The sequence below is a fragment of the Leifsonia sp. Soil_N53 genome, assembly GCF_057655165.1.
This window is the reverse complement of the sequence record NZ_JBDGMM010000045.1, coordinates 1-14,091: the sequence shown is the minus strand read 5'-3', so window position 1 is coordinate 14,091 and position 14,091 is coordinate 1. Positions and strand designations below refer to the sequence as shown.

The window sequence follows — 14,091 nt, the reverse complement described above, 5'->3', positions numbered from 1 at the left end:
AGTCCTTCGAGCGCTTCGCCCACCGTCGCGTCACGCATACAGCCCGCCCATCGCGTCCCGAACCTTCTGTCCAACCTCTGCGAGCCTGGCGGCCTCGTTGGTGACGTCTCGGCCCAACAGGTTGTTCAGTTCGCCTGCCTGCTCGGCCGCGTAAGCAGCCTGCGGCGTCGCGGATTCCAACCACTCCAGCTTTTCCCGCTGCTCGGGCGTGAGGTCCCGGCGTTTGGCCTCCAGCATGGTCGAACCATAGGAACTCGCCATCGCAGCCATCTGGGGGTGCGTGGCGAATCCCAGAGCTTGCGCATAGAGCCGATCGGCACTGCCATTCACGTAAGCTTCGTGAGCCCGTTCGTCGTCTGTTTTGCCGCCCATATAGTGAGCGAGTTCGCCGGCCTGGAACGCACGGGCACGCTCCTCAGGCGAGGCCGAAGAGACCCATTCTGCGTTTCGCTGTTCAGCCATTCAGGGCCTCCTCCCGCGTGATCTGCCGCAGACCGTCCCGCTTCATGACTTCATCCGAAAAGGCGTTGTTCGGGCCAGTCACGAACAGGCCACCGTCGCGGGTGCGGAAGAACAGAGCATCCTCAGGAATCGCTTGCGCCTCGTGATCGAGGTTCGTCACCATCGAGCGGACAACCTCAATGTCATTAATCGGCCCAGAGCTGGAGTGAGCATCACGGAAGTACGGAACCAGGTCGGTGGACGTTGCAAGGCTGTAGATGAGCGAGGCCAGAATCCGGCCCGAATACTGCAGAGAAAGGACGCGCGTCCCGACCTGGAGCATCGCGTCCGGGCCGTTCACCAGCGCGATTCCGCCATCATCAGGCGACGGGACCAGACGACCATTCATGGCGCCTACATCGAGGTCTTCGGCGCTTTTCCTCCACGTCAAAACCTTGCCGTTGCGGTCCTGGAACGCCTTAGCGAACGCCTTCGCAGCATCCACAACGTTCTCAAACAGAGTCACGATCTCATCACCTGATGCAAGGGACTCGGCGTCAATCTCCTCCCAAAGCTTCGCGAGAGCGACCTGACGCACGCTCTCGTTGTACCGGTCACGGTCGCGGCCCAGTTTGATGAGCTGCGCCTCGGCAAACTCGATAACGGCTTCCTGCGACTTCACCGCGTCCCATTCGCCCCGGCCGTCGAAGAACGCTTCTCGGGCGTCTTCCAGCGCCTGCTTGCCCTGGACTAGAGCAGCCTTCGCTTCCTCAACGTCCGCCGCGGTTACGGCCCTTACTGTTTCCTTCGCCACTTACCGGCCTTTCCCCTCTAACCACGAATCGATTGATGAGGCCGGGATGACCCACACCCGGCCCAACTTCCACCCCTCCAAACGCTTGGTATTGAGTAACCAAGTGACAGTGCGGACGGGTATCCCCATAGCCTCCGCAGCCTGTTTGGTGGAGCGAGTGGAAGCCGGGCCAACCGGCGCATCACCTGATTCAATTTTAGTTGTTAGCACATAGGACTTGCCGTCAACGGCAATAGAATCCGATGCGCGAGACAATGCGTCCAACAGTCGAAGGACCAGGGGATAGTCGGCCGGACTGCGGCGCATCCGCGCGAGATCGTCCAGCATCAACCGCCGCACCCACGGCGCTAGGTGCGGTTCGACTCCGATGCGGCCGTTCTCGACAGGTTGGAGCACGCGAAGCCGGCGAGCGTCCGCCTCGCTACCCGATTCCATCGCCCTCGGCTTCCACTGTGCTGGCGTCATCGCTCTTGAACAGTTCCGGCCATTGAGCCAGCGCCATGCGGTCCATTCGATCGACCTCGGCTGTCTGGCCAGAGGTCAAACCCTCGCGCTTCATGGACGCCCAAGTTACAAAATCGAACTTGTTCGCGGTGGAGTAGTCACGTCTAATGCGCGCCCACGACACGGGATCAAGTCCCAGTTTGTTTGCCTCGTTCGCTGCGGTTGTCTTCCATTTGCGCAGCAGCTCCAGCGGGCTTGTCTGCCCTTTGTCGGATCTAGCAGCCTCCTCGTCGCTCATCCGCGACACCCAAGCTTCAAGGCGCATCACCCTGGCCTCAGAAAGGCAGTAGGACCACAGTCGCTTCTGGAAACGTGGGGCCATCAAGTAGTTCGCGTCGGGATCAGTCAGGATCGTCTCTCGGAACTTCTCCGCCTCCGGCTCCACGAGCGCAGGACTGAACGCCCCGTGAGTCTGCGCCAGCGTGTTTCCCGCTCCGACCCGGTACTCGTTTCCCGCCTGGAAGGGAGGGCGCTGGCCCTCGAACTCCGGCTCCCACCCCTCGGGGATAGGCAGCGGGCTCACTCGGAATCACCCTTGAGCTGTTCGGCGATATCGGCAACTGAACCGCCACCGCTGAGGAATACCAACTGTTCCCGCAGCACGGCCTCCGCACCCGCGCGGCCGCCATACGCGTCGGCGAGCAACGATTCCGCCATCCCCTGGTACGCCAACATCAGATGCAGCATCGCGGAACGGGGGTCTGCCTGCGCGTCCGCCCACGCGAGCAAACGACCTTCAGCCGTCGCCACGTCGCCCCCATCCAGGCATGAATACATGGCCGTGAGAGCTACCAGCATCACCGTGTCATCGGAGTTGGTCAAGATTCGCCCCCAATCTCAGCAGCACCATCGGCGCCCACCGGTGTCCGGTCCCGGGCGCACCTGTCGCACGGCAGTGGGTAGTACTTGTGCTCGGGGCACTCGCTGCCGGGGTAGTAGCCCGTCCGGGGGCGCGGCACAGTCAGGTTGAGCACGTCACAGTCGCCGCAACGGGGCGGGAAGACCTCGCCCACGTGGCGGTCGCATCGGCATCCGTAATCGATCATCAGAAGGGCACTCCTTCGGGAAGGGTTGGGTCGAGTGGTCCGGTATCCAGCTCCGCCGGTTCCGCAGCCTCGCGCAGGCAGCGTCCGCAAGGGGCAAGCTGTGTGTTCGGGTACCCGGGATGAAGTGGGCACTCCGCCGCTTCGATCTCGGATTGCCGCGGTGGACGCCCGTGTCCGTCCGACAGCGACAACGTCTGACGGGCCCTCGCTTCGGGGGTGACCCTCGCTGGGGATTGGTCAACGTCCTCGTCGTTCCAGCGCTGATCCCGAAGCCAGCCGGCGGGCAGCTTCAGAAACTTCTTCTCGGTCCCAGTCGTCAGCAGGTTGTAGCGCTGGGCTCCCGCAAGGATCGCCTCAGCAGATTCGATCTTGCGTGCCGCGCGGTACGCCTTCAGGGCGTCTGCGGGCGCCTGCTTCCGCGGATACGCCTTGTAGAAGTCGGCGAACTCATCCTCGATCGAACGTTTATTTGAATGATCAACTGAATGATCAATGAATGATCCTTTCGCTACGTCACCCTGACGTTTAGGCTTCTGCACCCTGACGTTTAGGGTTTTGCTGTCAGCCGAGTAGGCTGCCTGCCTAGTTGGCTCTGTGCCTACTTGGCTGTCTGACGTCCAGGACTTGTCGAGCGTGATCAGATCCGACGTTCTGTAGCCAGCCGCGGTCGTGCGTCGAGCGCGGTGGAGGATACCCATAGACTCCAGCACGTCGAGCGAGCGTGTGACAGTCGCGAGCGACGCACCGCAGGCCGCGGCTAGCGTCTTCTGGCTGGGGAAACACTGGTGCGTCTTGTCGTCGGCCTTGGCCGCAGTGACGACCAGAACGGCTTTGTGCCAGCCGCTGACGCCGTCGAGATTCATAGCCCATTCGGAAAGTTCGTATCCCATCAACGCACCTCCCGATCGAGAAGCGTGTGGCCCAGCGCCTCGCTGCCGGATGTGTTAAACTTTGGATAACCAACCGAATATTTGTAAGCCGCCTCGTTGCCACCGGGGCGGTTTTCATTTGGGGGTGTAGTCATGCGGCCCCCTTGAAGTCGGCGAGGTTGACCAGCTCGACTAGCAGCAGGCGCGGGCCGACCCGGTTGCCGCGAAGGATGCCGTCTCGGACCCATCGGCGAATGGTTACGTCGCTCACGCAGTAATGGACTGCCGCTTCAGATACGCGGCCCCAATGTGTTTCGGACACAGTTCTCCCTTAAAAGCAGGCGACCGGGCACTTCGCGGAGCGTGATGCTCTGAACGCGAGTTGCCCGGTCGACGCCTGGTACGGCCGTTAGAAAGAAGGACTCCGCATTTGGACTCCTGGTCCTCTAAGCGGGTGCCGCAATCTGGCTTGTGTCCGATCGATGATCGTTATGCTCAGCATAGCACAACATTCGAACACATCTTCGAGTAATGCGGGGGATTCACAGCAATGGGAATGCCCACGATGACGGCGGCATACGGCGAAGGCCCCCCGAGCGGGAGGCCTTCGCCGGTCGACGACTACTTTCGTACCATTTTCGGCACCGCCAGCCACGGCTTGAAGCTCGGGTTGTACAGCTCTTGCCACACGTCGGCGGCGAACTGCTTGGCGTTCCAGCCATTGCGCTTCGCTTCCTTGCGGATCTGTGCGAGTGTCGATCCGCTGTAGTACTTCAAGAGGGCCTGCTGATATGCCGTAAGGGTGGCGGAATCAGTGCCCGCACTGATGCCCGTGGCGGCTGTTGCGATAGAATCAGACATGGTTCATTTCCTTCCAGGGTGATGGATTCAAGCCTCGGGAGCCGCTGCAACGGCGACCGAGGCGTTTTTTTGATGGGGGTATGTGGCGGCGATGCGACCTGAGTTCAGTCGCGTGAAGATGAGTGCGTCCAGTGCGGTCGACGCTTGGTTGCGTCGTATGTGCAGGTCGACCCCGGCCGAGCTGCTGACCTGCCAGTCTCCAACGGTGAAGACGCCGGCTTGCGTTGACCCATCCTGGATGTGGACGATGACTGACTGATCGTTCTTGCGTTCATATTCGCGCTGGAGGCGAAGACTCGGCCGGCCGTTGCGCGTGGTATCGAGGGGTTCCGTCCAGTCGAAGAACGCGAGGAGCCAAAACCTGAGGCTCTCAACATCGATGGAAGCGATTCGGTTGTTCGCTGCGACGAGAACATACGTGGCAGTGGGGGCTAGCACGGCAGCGCCGCCGCCGGGTCGCGCGATCAGATGGCCATCGTCGTCGGCCTGGACTCGATAGACCCTCCCGAATCGAGGGCCGATGTCGGTCCATCCTGCCGGACCGCGTAACAGGTCGGTTATCGCGCGGCGGCGCTCCTCGGCCTCGATCCGTTCTTCCCATCCACCTGAGCCATTGGCAACGTCGGCGGTCCGTTCATCCATCAGGCGACCTCCGGGTTGTCGAACTGTGCGTTGATGTACGCCTCGACATCCTCGGCCCGGAACATGCGTCGTCCGCCGATCTTGGCCGATGTTGGTGCCGTGCCGGCGTGAATCATCCATCTGAGCTGCGCTTCGGACTTGCGGAGCATGTTCGCGACCTCTTCAAGCGTGAGCAGTGTAGGCATTGCTACCCCCGTTCCTAGTTGTGGATTACTGCCATTCATAGTCAACCATGGATTCTTGTGGTGCGCAACTGGCGAATCTAGTAGAGTCCTAGCTATGGGACTTTCCGATGAACAAATAGGCCAGCGGCTCGCGATACTTCGCGGTGGCGAGAGTCAGAGCGGGCTCGCACTGCGAATGAGAGATCGCGGCTTCAAGTGGTCGCAGGCGACAGTGTGGAGCATCGAGAAGGGAGAGCGGCCCTTGCGGTTTAGCGAGGCCGTCGAACTGTCAGCGATTCTGGGATATCAGCTGGAGCAACTGATCGGCGACGAGCTTGATCTCCAACTGGATGTCCTGTTCGTCAAGCCCTACGCCATGGCCCGCGTTAGCGCCGTTCCGCAAATCCGGAAGGCGGTAGTTGAAAGCCTCGACAGGGCGCAGGTGATGGACGAGATCGGGCAACCCCTTACGGGCAGTGTGGAAATGGAGATCCACAACACGATCCTCACCGAGATTCACCTCCATTACTGGCACTCGGTCACCCGCGAGATCAAAAAGAGAACGGGCGATGAAGGCCCATTCGCGTCGGCCGTTCTCGACGCCTGGGAGCGTGATCGCGAAGTCCTGAAGCGTCTCGGCGACATCGCCGATGAGCACATTAGCGAGAGTTGAGGGGTTGCGATGGCGAGCATCAAGAAGCGCCCTGACGGCAAGTGGCGTGCCCGTTATCGCGATGCGACGGGCAAAGAGCATTCCCGGCACTTCAAGTTCAAGGACAACCCGCGCGATCCAGAGAACTCGGCGCAGCACTGGCTCGACCGAGAGACGACCAAACTCGTCACCGGTACGTGGGTAAGCCCGAAGACGGCGAAAATCACGCTGGGGGAGTGGTGCGATACCTGGCTCGCCGGCTACGCAACGAATCGCAAGTCAACGGTCCGTCAGGCCCGCACTCACGTGAAGCGCATCGTCGCGAAGTTCGGCACGCGCCCGCTGGGGAGCCTGCGCCCGTCTGAGGTCAAGAACTGGATGGCCGAACTCAAGGCCGAAGGGCTCGCAGATTCGACGGTCTACGCCCTGCATAGGCGCCTCTCGCAGCTGTACTCCGATGCTGTGCACGACGGCATCGTGCCGAAGTCCCCGGTGAGCCGACGTACCTCGCCGGGAGCGCCGAAGCAGCGGCCCTACGTGGCCACCACAGCGCAGATCTGGGCGCTCCACGACGCGATGCCCGACCACTTCCGCCCTGTCGTTCTGCTGGGCGCGTTCGCTGGCCTCCGGGTGGCCGAGATCGCAGCGCTGCGGGTCGAGGACGTCGACTTCATGCGCGGCGTTATCTCGCCCGCGATCCAATACCCCGGCGAGCCGCTGAAGACAGACATGTCGAAGACGCCGATCCCGATCCCGCACGAGGTCGGGCTAGAACTCAACCGAGTGCCCGCCCATTGGGGGAGCACCACGCTCGTCGTCGGCGCATACGGGCGACCGATCGCGCCGTACACGATCGAAGAGGCATTCCGCGTTGCCCGTGTGACCGTGGACGGCCTGCCTGATGGTTTCCGCATCCACGACCTGCGGCACTACTACGCGTCCCTGCTTATCGCGGCAGGGCTCGACATCAAGACCGTGCAGGCGCGCCTTCGGCACGCCTCAGCGAAGACGACGCTCGACACCTACGGGCACTTGTGGCCGGACAAAGACGAGTCCGCACGAGCTGCGGTGTCGGTCGCTTTCGCGGACCGTCCTGCAACTCGTGCGGACTATTTGCGGACTAACGCGTCCGCGACGTCTTGAAATCCGCGTGATCACGCGGGTTTCTGGCTACACCCCGTAGTACAGCTCGTACTCGAACGGGTGCGGGCGCTGCGCGAGGGGCTTGATCTCCTTCTCGCGCTTGTACTCGATCCAGGTCTCGATGAGCTCCGGGGTGAACACGCCGCCCGCGATGAGGAAGTCGTGGTCGGCCTCGAGCGCGTCGAGCGCCTCGCCCAGCGACGCCGGGACCTGCGGGATGTTGCGGGCCTCCTCGGGCGGGAGCTCGTAGAGGTCCTTGTCGACCGGCTCGTGCGGCTCGATGCGGTTCTTGATGCCGTCGAGGCCGGCCATGAGCTGGGCGGCGAACGCGAGGTACGGGTTGCCCGAGGCGTCCGGCGCGCGGAACTCGATGCGCTTGGCCTTCGGGTTGGTGCCCGTGATCGGGATGCGGATGGACGCCGAGCGGTTGCCGGCCGAGTAGACCAGGTTGACCGGGGCCTCGAAGCCGGGGACCAGGCGGTGGAACGAGTTCACCGTCGGGTTCGTGAAGGCCAGCACAGCCGGGGCGTGCTTGAGCAGGCCGCCGATGTACCAGCGGGCGATGTCGGACAGGCCGCCGTAGCCGGCCTCGTCGTAGAACAGCGGCTTGCCGTCGTTCCACAGCGACTGGTGGGTGTGCATGCCCGAGCCGTTGTCGCCGAACAGCGGCTTCGGCATGAACGTGGCGGTCTTGCCCCACTGCTCGGCCGTGTTCTTCACGATGTACTTGAACTTCAGGATGTCGTCCGCCGCGTGGACCATGGTGTCGAAGCGGTAGTTGATCTCCGCCTGGCCGCCGGTGCCCACCTCGTGGTGCGCGCGCTCCAGGATCAGGCCGGCGTCGATCAGCTTCAGCGAGATGTCGTCGCGCAGGTCGGCCTGCTTGTCGACCGGGCTGACCGGGAAGTAGCCGCCCTTGTACGGGGTCTTGTTGCCGAGGTTGCCGCCCTCTTCGACGCGGCCGGAGTTCCAGGCGCCCTCCTCCGAGTCCACGGAGTAGAAGCTGGAGTTCTGCTTCACCTCGTAGCGCACGTCGTCGAAGATGTAGAACTCGGCCTCGGGGGCGAAGAACGCGGTGTCCGCGATGCCGGTCGAGGCGAGGTACTTCTCCGCCTTCTTGGCGACCTGGCGCGGGTCCTTCGCGTAGATCTCGCCGTTGCGCGGGTTGTAGATGTCGAACACCATGATCAGCGTGCGCTCGGCGCGGAACGGGTCGATGTAGGCGGTCGACACGTCGGGGATCAGCTGCATGTCGGACTCGTGGATCGACGCGAACCCGCGGATCGAGGAACCGTCGAACAGCTGGCCGACCGAGAAGAACTCCTCGTCGACGGTCGCTGCGGGGATGTTGAAGTGCTGCTGAACACCGGGCAGATCGGTGAAGCGGATATCAAGGAACTTGACGTCGGTGTCCTTGATGTACTTGAGCACCTCGGAAGAATCACGGAACATACGGAGGACTCCCAATGGCTTGCGGTGACGGACTGCACCTGCAGCCCAAGCTACACGGTAGGGGGAGGCCGTTTCCCTCCCGTGACGCAAATGTTTCCGGCATGTTACGGCCTGGCCGGTCAGCACCCCGTTTTCGCCGCGGGGAGCGGTCAGCCTCGCCCGGTAAACTTCAGGGGTGCCGCAGAACACCCCGCCCTCCCGCTTCGGCGACCTCGCCCCCAGCCGCTATCCGGGCGAGCGCCTCGGCCTCCCGGAGGCGGGCCCGCGATCCATCGGACGGCTCGGCAGGCGCCTCGGCGCCATCGTCGTCGACTGGGCGATCGCGTCGCTGATCTCGCTGGCGTTCTTCCACTACGACCCGTGGGCGAACATCGGCATCTTCGCGCTGATGCAGGTCGTCTTCATCCCGACGATCGGCGGCAGCATCGGCCACCGGATCTTCGGGATGCGGGTGGTCGCGGTGGCCGGCGGCTGGGTGGGCGTGTGGCGGCCGGTCGTCCGCACCGTGCTGCTGTGCATCGTCATCCCGGCGCTGGTCTGGGACTCCGACCAGCGCGGCTTCCACGACAAGGTGGCGGGCACCGTCCTGATCCGCGGTTAGCCGCGGCGCCTCTCGTCGCGGAGACGGAGGGGCGTCGCTACACTCCTGCCATGCGCGCCTTCGGCTTCGCCCGCGATGTGCTCCGCTCCGACGCCGCCGGCGCCCACCGCGTGACCTACACGGAGTTGTTCTTCGACCTCGTGTTCGTCTTCGCGGTCACCCAGGTGTCGCACCTCCTCCTGCACGACCAGTCCGCCCTCGGGCTGCTGCACGCGGTCATGCTGGCGATGGTGGTCTGGTGGGTGTGGATGTTCACCACCTGGGCGTCCAGCTGGCTCGACCCCGAGCGGGGAGCGGTGCGTGCCCTGTTCGTCGTGCTGATGCTGCTCGGCCTGCTGCTGGCCTCGGCCATCCCGGAGGCGTTCGGCGACCGGGCGGTGCTGTTCGCGGTCAGCCTGGTGCTTATGCAGCTCAGCCGGAGCGTCTTCACACTGTTCGCGTTCGGCCGGTCGCGCCCGGAGCACGCGGTCAACTTCGTCCGCATCATCGTGTGGCACGTGGCGGCTGGGACGCTGTGGCTGGTCGGCGCGTTCCTCCCCGACGAGGGCCGCCTCGTCGTCTGGCTGATCGCCCTGGCCGTGGACTACATCGGGCCCCGGCTGCGGTTCTGGACGCCCGGGCTGGGGAGCTCGCCGCTGTCGAGCTGGAACATCTCCGGCGCGCACATGTCCGAGCGGGTGAGCCTGTTCCTGATCATCGCGCTGGGGGAGTCCATCGTGGTCACCGGCGCCGCGTTCTCGACAGCGCCGCTGGACGTCGTCCACCTCGCCGCGTTCCTGGCGGCCTTCGCGGGCACGGTGCTGCTCTGGCTGCTCTACTTCTCGCACAGCCAGCAGCGCGGCAGCGAGTACCTCGAACGCGCGGCCGAGCGCGGGATGGTCGCGCAGACGGCCTACACGTACATTCCGCTGCTGCTGGTGCTCGGGATCGTGCTCTCCGCGGTCGCGGACGGCCTGGTGCTGCAACGGCCGGTGGGCGTCCCGACGGCGTGGACGGCGGGGATGCTGTGCGGCTCCGGGATCGTCTACCTGGTGGGGCTGCTGCTGTTCCGGCGGGCGACGGGGATGCGCTGGTCGGTCGCCGTGGCGGCGGGCGCGGTCGCGCTCGCGGTGCTCTGGCCGTTCGCGGGACTGCTGCAGACGGCGGTCGTCGTGTGGAGCGTCAACGCGGTGCTGGCGCTCGTCGTCCTCGCCGAGTGGCTCGTCCTCCGCAGCACCCGCACCTCCGCCGACTGACGGCCGAGGGGCACGTCGTTGTCGCTTTTCCGCGCGGGAAGTGACAACGACGTGCCCCTCGACACCTCAGATTGGGAGAGAGTGGTTAGCGGGCGCGCTGGGCCCGGACCTTCAGGGGGTCGACGCCCTTCGGGATCGGCATCGGGTTCTCGAGCGACTGCAGGCGGTTGCTGATCGCGATGACCTCCGCCTTGGTCAGCGTGGGCTTGATCTTGGCGAGTGTGCGCGGGACCTTGTGCAGCGGGACGGAGTCGGAGTCGGGCCCGACCGAGATGGTGGTGACCGGCACGTTCGGCAGCACGCGGTTGATCTTGCGGCGCTCCTCGTCGACCATCCGCTGGGTGCGGGTCTTGGGACCCTCGCTGATGAGCACGACGCCGCCGCGGCCGGTGGCGCGGTAGACCGCGTCCTGCGTCTTGCCGTTGACGGCGATCGGCATCTCCGAGCCGCGCCAGCTGCGCTTGAGCGAGCTGCGCAGCACGGCGCCGACCGCGCCGGGCTGGCCTTCGATCTGCGAGTAGGCGGCGCGCTCGGCGCGGCGGCCCAGGATGATCAGACCGACGAGCACGCCGGCGAGGACGCCCGCGACGATCCAGAGGACCATCGTGAAGATGTTGCCGCCCGACAGGAAGACCGCCATCGCGATGCCCGCGAGGATCGGCAGCACGATTCCGCCCACGATGTAGAGCAGTGCACGGTCGTCGTAGCGGCGGGTCATCTGGAAGACCTGCCACATCTGCTTCAGCCGACCGGGCTCCTTGGTGGACTTGTCCTTACGTGCCATAGACACAAGGATACCGGCTCACCCGGCCGCTGGATGACCTGTTCACGGCGGGCGTAGCGTCGCCCGGAAGGCCGCGCTCGCACAGTCGCGCGGCCTCCCGGAACGGCTTCAGGAGACGGCCTGGGCGAACCCCGCCGACGCGTCGGCGAGGTGCTGCAGCTCGGCCGGGACTTCGCGTCCCTTGGCCTGCATCGACTGCGCCCACAGCCGGCCGGCGCGGTAGGACGAACGCACCAGCGGGCCGGAGAGCACGCCGAGGAAGCCGATCTCCTCGGCCTCGTGCTTGAGCTCGACGAACTCGTCCGGGTGCACCCAGCGGGCGACCGGCAGGTGGCGCGGGCTCGGCCGCAGATACTGCGTGATGGTGATGATGTCCGTGCCGGCGTCGTGGAGGTCGCGGAGCGCCTGGCTGATCTCGTGGCGCTCCTCGCCCATCCCGAGGATGAGGTTGGACTTCGTGATCAGCCCGGCGCGGCGGCCCTGGGTGATGACGTCGAGCGAGCGCTCGTAGCGGAACGCGGGCCGGATGCGCTTGAAGATGCGCGGGACGGTCTCCACGTTGTGCGCGAAGACCTCGGGCTCGGCGGAGAACACCTCGCCCAGGTACTCGGGGTTGCCCGAGAAGTCGGGCACCAGGATCTCGACACCGGTGCCGGGGCTCTGCCGGTGGATCTCCCGGATCGTCTCGGCGTACAGCCACGAGCCCTCGTCCGGGAGGTCGTCGCGCGCCACGCCGGTCACGGTCGAGTAGCGCAGACCCATCTTCGTCACCGATTCGCCCACCCGGCGCGGCTCGTCGCGGTCGAACTCCGCCGGCTTGCCGGTGTCGATCTGGCAGAAGTCGCAGCGCCGGGTGCACTGCGAGCCGCCGATGAGGAACGTCGCCTCGCGGTCCTCCCAGCACTCGTAGATGTTCGGGCAGCCGGCCTCCTGGCAGACCGTGTGCAGCTCCTCTGACTTGACCAGGTTCTGGAGCTGGCGGTACTCGGGGCCCATTTTCGCCTTGGTCTTGATCCAGGCGGGCTTGCGCTCGATCGGCGTCTCCGCGTTCCGGATCTCGAGCCGGAGCATGCGGCGCCCGTCGGGTGCGGCGCTCATGCGGCCACCTCCGCGGTGGCGGTGGCCGGGTTGGTGGCTGCGGAGTGGGCGGCGGCGACCGGGCTGGAGGCCGGGTCGGACAGTGCGCGGTCGAGGGCCGCCTGGATGAGCGGGGCGACCTCCTGCGGCGTCACGGCGCGGCCGAGGACGCGCGAGATCGTGGTCACGCCCGCGTCGCGGATGCCGCACGCGACGATCTTGTCGTAGGGGTCGAGGCTGTTGGAGCAGTTCAGGGCGAAGCCGTGCATGGTGACGCCCTCGGCGACGCGGATGCCGATCGCGGCGATCTTCTCGTCGGCCGGGAGTCCGTCGGGCGTCGTCCCATGCCCCGGCAGCCACACGCCGGAGCGGCCGTCCACGCGCTGGCCCGGGACGCCGAGCTGCACGAGCACGTCGATGAGGACGCCCTCCAGCCAACGCACGTAGCCGACGACGTCGATCGGCTCCGCCAGCCGGAGGATCGGGTAGCCGACCAGCTGGCCGGGGCCGTGCCAGGTGATCTTGCCGCCGCGATCGACGTCGATCACGGGCGTGCCGTCGGTGGGGCGTTCGTCGGGGGAGGTGCGCTTGCCCGCGGTGAAGACGGGGGCGTGCTCGAGCAGGAGGACCGTGTCCGGCGCGCGGCCCGCGGCCACGTCGGCGTGCGTCGCGCGCTGCAGGCGCAGGCCGTCGTCGTACGGGACGTGCTGCGAGCCGAGTCCGGAGACATCGAAGATCGTCATGCAGCCATCCTAAATGGACTGAGTATAGAAATGTCCAGCGACGCCCTGCGCTCCTCCACAGGCGGGGTGCCGGATCGAGTTGTCCACTGATCGTTCAGCGGCCGGGCTGGGGTCCGTGTGGGCGGGGTGTACTGGGGGCATGGAGTTGAGACGGAGACCGGTGGACCTGGCCAGACATGCGGCGGCGATCGCGCGCGTGGAGGGGTGGGAGGTGCTGGGTCGCCACCAGGCGGTCACGGCGGAGGAGTACGAGGACGAGGTGTCGCTCGTCGTCACTGGTGGGACGCTCCGCGGGCGGGCCGTGCTCACGGTGGCGCGGGCACGGGGGCCGGGTGCGCGGCGGATGGACGGGGCTGGTGAGGGAGCGGGAGGGGGTACTGCGGGGGTGCGTGAGGCCGGAGGACGTGGCACGGGAGGGCGTGCTGGGAGAGTGCGTGACGGCAGAGGGCGTGACGGGGGAGTACGTGACACCCGTGGACATCACGCGTCAGGCGCGGACGAGACGATGCGCACTGCGATGACGCGCACTGCGATGACGTGGGACGGGATCGCGTCGCCCCACCTGCCCCGTTCGCTGCCGCCACCAGACAACCGCAGGGCGCGGCGCGGCGAGGTCACGATCCACCTGCGGGAGCATCCGGGTCGCGGGACGCTCGACGAACTGCTCAGCGCGACCGGTGGCGTGACCGCGGGCGAGGCGGTGACCGTGCTCGCCGCCGTGGCACGCGGGCTCGCCGACCTTCACAGGGCGGGTCGCGGCGGGGTGCGCCTCACCCCGGCCGACATCGGCTTCCGCCACGACGGCTGTCCGGTGCTGACCGCCGTCGACCGCCTGAGGCGCCTCGACCAGCGGACGATGGCGGAGGACGTCGCCGCCTTCGCCGCACTGGCGGGAACGGTCTGCGGCGCGGTCGCGGGCGAGCACGGCGTCACGGTCCAGGCCGCGGCGACCGACCGCCGGCACGGCAGCTGGGAGGACGTCGTCGCCGGAGTCCTGCGCGCCGCCGATCCGACGGCGGTCCGCCCCGTGAGCGACCGCGTTGGGGTCGCCGGGGCGCCGGCG

General features: G+C 66.0%; 17 protein-coding genes and 1 pseudogene. 5 read left to right on the top strand and 13 right to left on the bottom strand.

Features of this window, described 5'->3' with window-relative positions:
* Window positions 1-30 precede the first annotated feature (30 nt).
* The 9 genes from AC3A3H_RS05385 to AC3A3H_RS05345 all read right to left on the bottom strand — a co-directional run bounded on the left by AC3A3H_RS05385 (window position 31) and on the right by AC3A3H_RS05345 (window position 5,362).
* Complete coding sequence (locus AC3A3H_RS05385) at window positions 31-462, bottom strand: hypothetical protein (RefSeq protein WP_487613519.1); 432 nt, start codon at window positions 460-462, stop codon at window positions 31-33.
* The gene (locus tag AC3A3H_RS05380) at window positions 455-1,255 is read right to left on the bottom strand and encodes a hypothetical protein (protein WP_487613518.1); all 801 of its coding nucleotides are present in this window, start codon (window positions 1,253-1,255) and stop codon (window positions 455-457) included. Before AC3A3H_RS05380 ends, AC3A3H_RS05385 begins: the two co-directional genes overlap by 8 nt.
* A complete protein-coding gene (locus AC3A3H_RS05375; protein WP_487613572.1) occupies window positions 1,256-1,561 on the bottom strand; it encodes a helix-turn-helix domain-containing protein in 306 nt (101 codons plus the stop codon).
* 115 nt (window positions 1,562-1,676) lie between these two features.
* Window positions 1,677-2,282, bottom strand: coding sequence for a hypothetical protein (locus tag AC3A3H_RS05370; RefSeq protein ID WP_487613517.1), 606 nt, complete (start codon window positions 2,280-2,282; stop codon window positions 1,677-1,679).
* Window positions 2,279-2,581, bottom strand: coding sequence for a hypothetical protein (locus AC3A3H_RS05365; protein WP_487613516.1), 303 nt, complete (start codon window positions 2,579-2,581; stop codon window positions 2,279-2,281). Before AC3A3H_RS05365 ends, AC3A3H_RS05370 begins: the two co-directional genes overlap by 4 nt.
* 223 nt (window positions 2,582-2,804) lie before the next feature.
* The gene (locus tag AC3A3H_RS05360) at window positions 2,805-3,668 is read right to left on the bottom strand and encodes a helix-turn-helix domain-containing protein (RefSeq protein ID WP_487613515.1); all 864 of its coding nucleotides are present in this window, start codon (window positions 3,666-3,668) and stop codon (window positions 2,805-2,807) included.
* A 627-nt stretch (window positions 3,669-4,295) separates the two neighbouring features.
* A complete protein-coding gene (locus tag AC3A3H_RS05355) occupies window positions 4,296-4,535 on the bottom strand; it encodes a hypothetical protein (protein WP_487613514.1) in 240 nt (79 codons plus the stop codon).
* A 27-nt stretch (window positions 4,536-4,562) separates the two neighbouring features.
* Window positions 4,563-5,177 (bottom strand): hypothetical protein, encoded by a 615-nt coding sequence (locus AC3A3H_RS05350; protein ID WP_487613513.1) that lies wholly within the window; start codon window positions 5,175-5,177, stop codon window positions 4,563-4,565.
* On the bottom strand, window positions 5,177-5,362 hold the full coding sequence (locus AC3A3H_RS05345; RefSeq protein WP_487613512.1) for a helix-turn-helix transcriptional regulator: 186 nt from the start codon (window positions 5,360-5,362) through the stop codon (window positions 5,177-5,179). Before AC3A3H_RS05345 ends, AC3A3H_RS05350 begins: the two co-directional genes overlap by 1 nt.
* Window positions 5,363-5,456: 94 nt before the next feature.
* Here AC3A3H_RS05345 and AC3A3H_RS05340 point away from each other — a divergent pair, with 94 nt between their 5' ends.
* Both AC3A3H_RS05340 and AC3A3H_RS05335 read left to right on the top strand, forming a co-directional pair.
* Window positions 5,457-6,014 carry a helix-turn-helix domain-containing protein gene (locus AC3A3H_RS05340; RefSeq protein ID WP_487613511.1) on the top strand — a complete coding sequence of 186 codons (558 nt, stop codon included), beginning with the start codon at window positions 5,457-5,459 and terminating at the stop codon, window positions 6,012-6,014.
* Window positions 6,015-6,023: 9 nt separating this feature from the next.
* Window positions 6,024-7,136 (top strand): tyrosine-type recombinase/integrase, encoded by a 1,113-nt coding sequence (locus tag AC3A3H_RS05335; RefSeq protein WP_487613510.1) that lies wholly within the window; start codon window positions 6,024-6,026, stop codon window positions 7,134-7,136.
* A gap of 27 nt (window positions 7,137-7,163) precedes the next feature.
* On the opposite strand, the gene glnA is transcribed toward AC3A3H_RS05335, so the two are convergent.
* Window positions 7,164-8,588 (bottom strand): type I glutamate--ammonia ligase, encoded by a 1,425-nt coding sequence (glnA, locus tag AC3A3H_RS05330; RefSeq protein ID WP_487613509.1) that lies wholly within the window; start codon window positions 8,586-8,588, stop codon window positions 7,164-7,166.
* A gap of 175 nt (window positions 8,589-8,763) precedes the next feature.
* On the opposite strand from glnA, the gene AC3A3H_RS05325 reads away from it, so the two are divergent.
* The gene (locus AC3A3H_RS05325; protein ID WP_487613508.1) at window positions 8,764-9,189 is read left to right on the top strand and encodes an RDD family protein; all 426 of its coding nucleotides are present in this window, start codon (window positions 8,764-8,766) and stop codon (window positions 9,187-9,189) included.
* 50 nt (window positions 9,190-9,239) lie between these two features.
* The gene (locus AC3A3H_RS05320) at window positions 9,240-10,424 is read left to right on the top strand and encodes a low temperature requirement protein A (protein WP_487613507.1); all 1,185 of its coding nucleotides are present in this window, start codon (window positions 9,240-9,242) and stop codon (window positions 10,422-10,424) included.
* Window positions 10,425-10,509: 85 nt separating this feature from the next.
* Here AC3A3H_RS05320 and AC3A3H_RS05315 read toward each other — a convergent pair whose 3' ends face one another.
* The 3 genes from AC3A3H_RS05315 to lipB form a co-directional block, all read right to left on the bottom strand.
* Window positions 10,510-11,208, bottom strand: coding sequence for a DUF4191 domain-containing protein (locus AC3A3H_RS05315; RefSeq protein WP_487613506.1), 699 nt, complete (start codon window positions 11,206-11,208; stop codon window positions 10,510-10,512).
* A 108-nt stretch (window positions 11,209-11,316) separates the two neighbouring features.
* Window positions 11,317-12,306, bottom strand: a complete 990-nt coding sequence (lipA, locus tag AC3A3H_RS05310; protein ID WP_487613505.1) for a lipoyl synthase — start codon at window positions 12,304-12,306, stop codon at window positions 11,317-11,319.
* A complete protein-coding gene (lipB, locus tag AC3A3H_RS05305; protein ID WP_487613504.1) occupies window positions 12,303-13,028 on the bottom strand; it encodes a lipoyl(octanoyl) transferase LipB in 726 nt (241 codons plus the stop codon). Before lipB ends, lipA begins: the two co-directional genes overlap by 4 nt.
* Window positions 13,029-13,545: 517 nt before the next feature.
* On the opposite strand from lipB, the pseudogene AC3A3H_RS05300 reads away from it, so the two are divergent.
* A pseudogene (locus AC3A3H_RS05300) lies at window positions 13,546-14,091 on the top strand (hypothetical protein); the annotation flags it as partial.

Coding starts and splice junctions, on each gene's coding strand:
- AC3A3H_RS05385 (WP_487613519.1), bottom strand. CDS start 462: ATGGCTGAACAGCGAAACGCAGAATGGGTCTCTTCGGCCTCGCCTGAG.
- AC3A3H_RS05375 (WP_487613572.1), bottom strand. CDS start 1,561: ATGCGCCGCAGTCCGGCCGACTATCCCCTGGTCCTTCGACTGTTGGAC.
- AC3A3H_RS05360 (WP_487613515.1), bottom strand. CDS start 3,668: ATGAATCTCGACGGCGTCAGCGGCTGGCACAAAGCCGTTCTGGTCGTC.
- AC3A3H_RS05355 (WP_487613514.1), bottom strand. CDS start 4,535: ATGTCTGATTCTATCGCAACAGCCGCCACGGGCATCAGTGCGGGCACT.
- AC3A3H_RS05350 (WP_487613513.1), bottom strand. CDS start 5,177: ATGGATGAACGGACCGCCGACGTTGCCAATGGCTCAGGTGGATGGGAA.
- AC3A3H_RS05345 (WP_487613512.1), bottom strand. CDS start 5,362: ATGCCTACACTGCTCACGCTTGAAGAGGTCGCGAACATGCTCCGCAAG.
- AC3A3H_RS05340 (WP_487613511.1), top strand. CDS start 5,457: ATGGGACTTTCCGATGAACAAATAGGCCAGCGGCTCGCGATACTTCGC.
- AC3A3H_RS05335 (WP_487613510.1), top strand. CDS start 6,024: ATGGCGAGCATCAAGAAGCGCCCTGACGGCAAGTGGCGTGCCCGTTAT.
- glnA (WP_487613509.1), bottom strand. CDS start 8,588: ATGTTCCGTGATTCTTCCGAGGTGCTCAAGTACATCAAGGACACCGAC.
- AC3A3H_RS05320 (WP_487613507.1), top strand. CDS start 9,240: ATGCGCGCCTTCGGCTTCGCCCGCGATGTGCTCCGCTCCGACGCCGCC.
- AC3A3H_RS05315 (WP_487613506.1), bottom strand. CDS start 11,208: ATGGCACGTAAGGACAAGTCCACCAAGGAGCCCGGTCGGCTGAAGCAG.
- lipA (WP_487613505.1), bottom strand. CDS start 12,306: ATGAGCGCCGCACCCGACGGGCGCCGCATGCTCCGGCTCGAGATCCGG.
- lipB (WP_487613504.1), bottom strand. CDS start 13,028: ATGACGATCTTCGATGTCTCCGGACTCGGCTCGCAGCACGTCCCGTAC.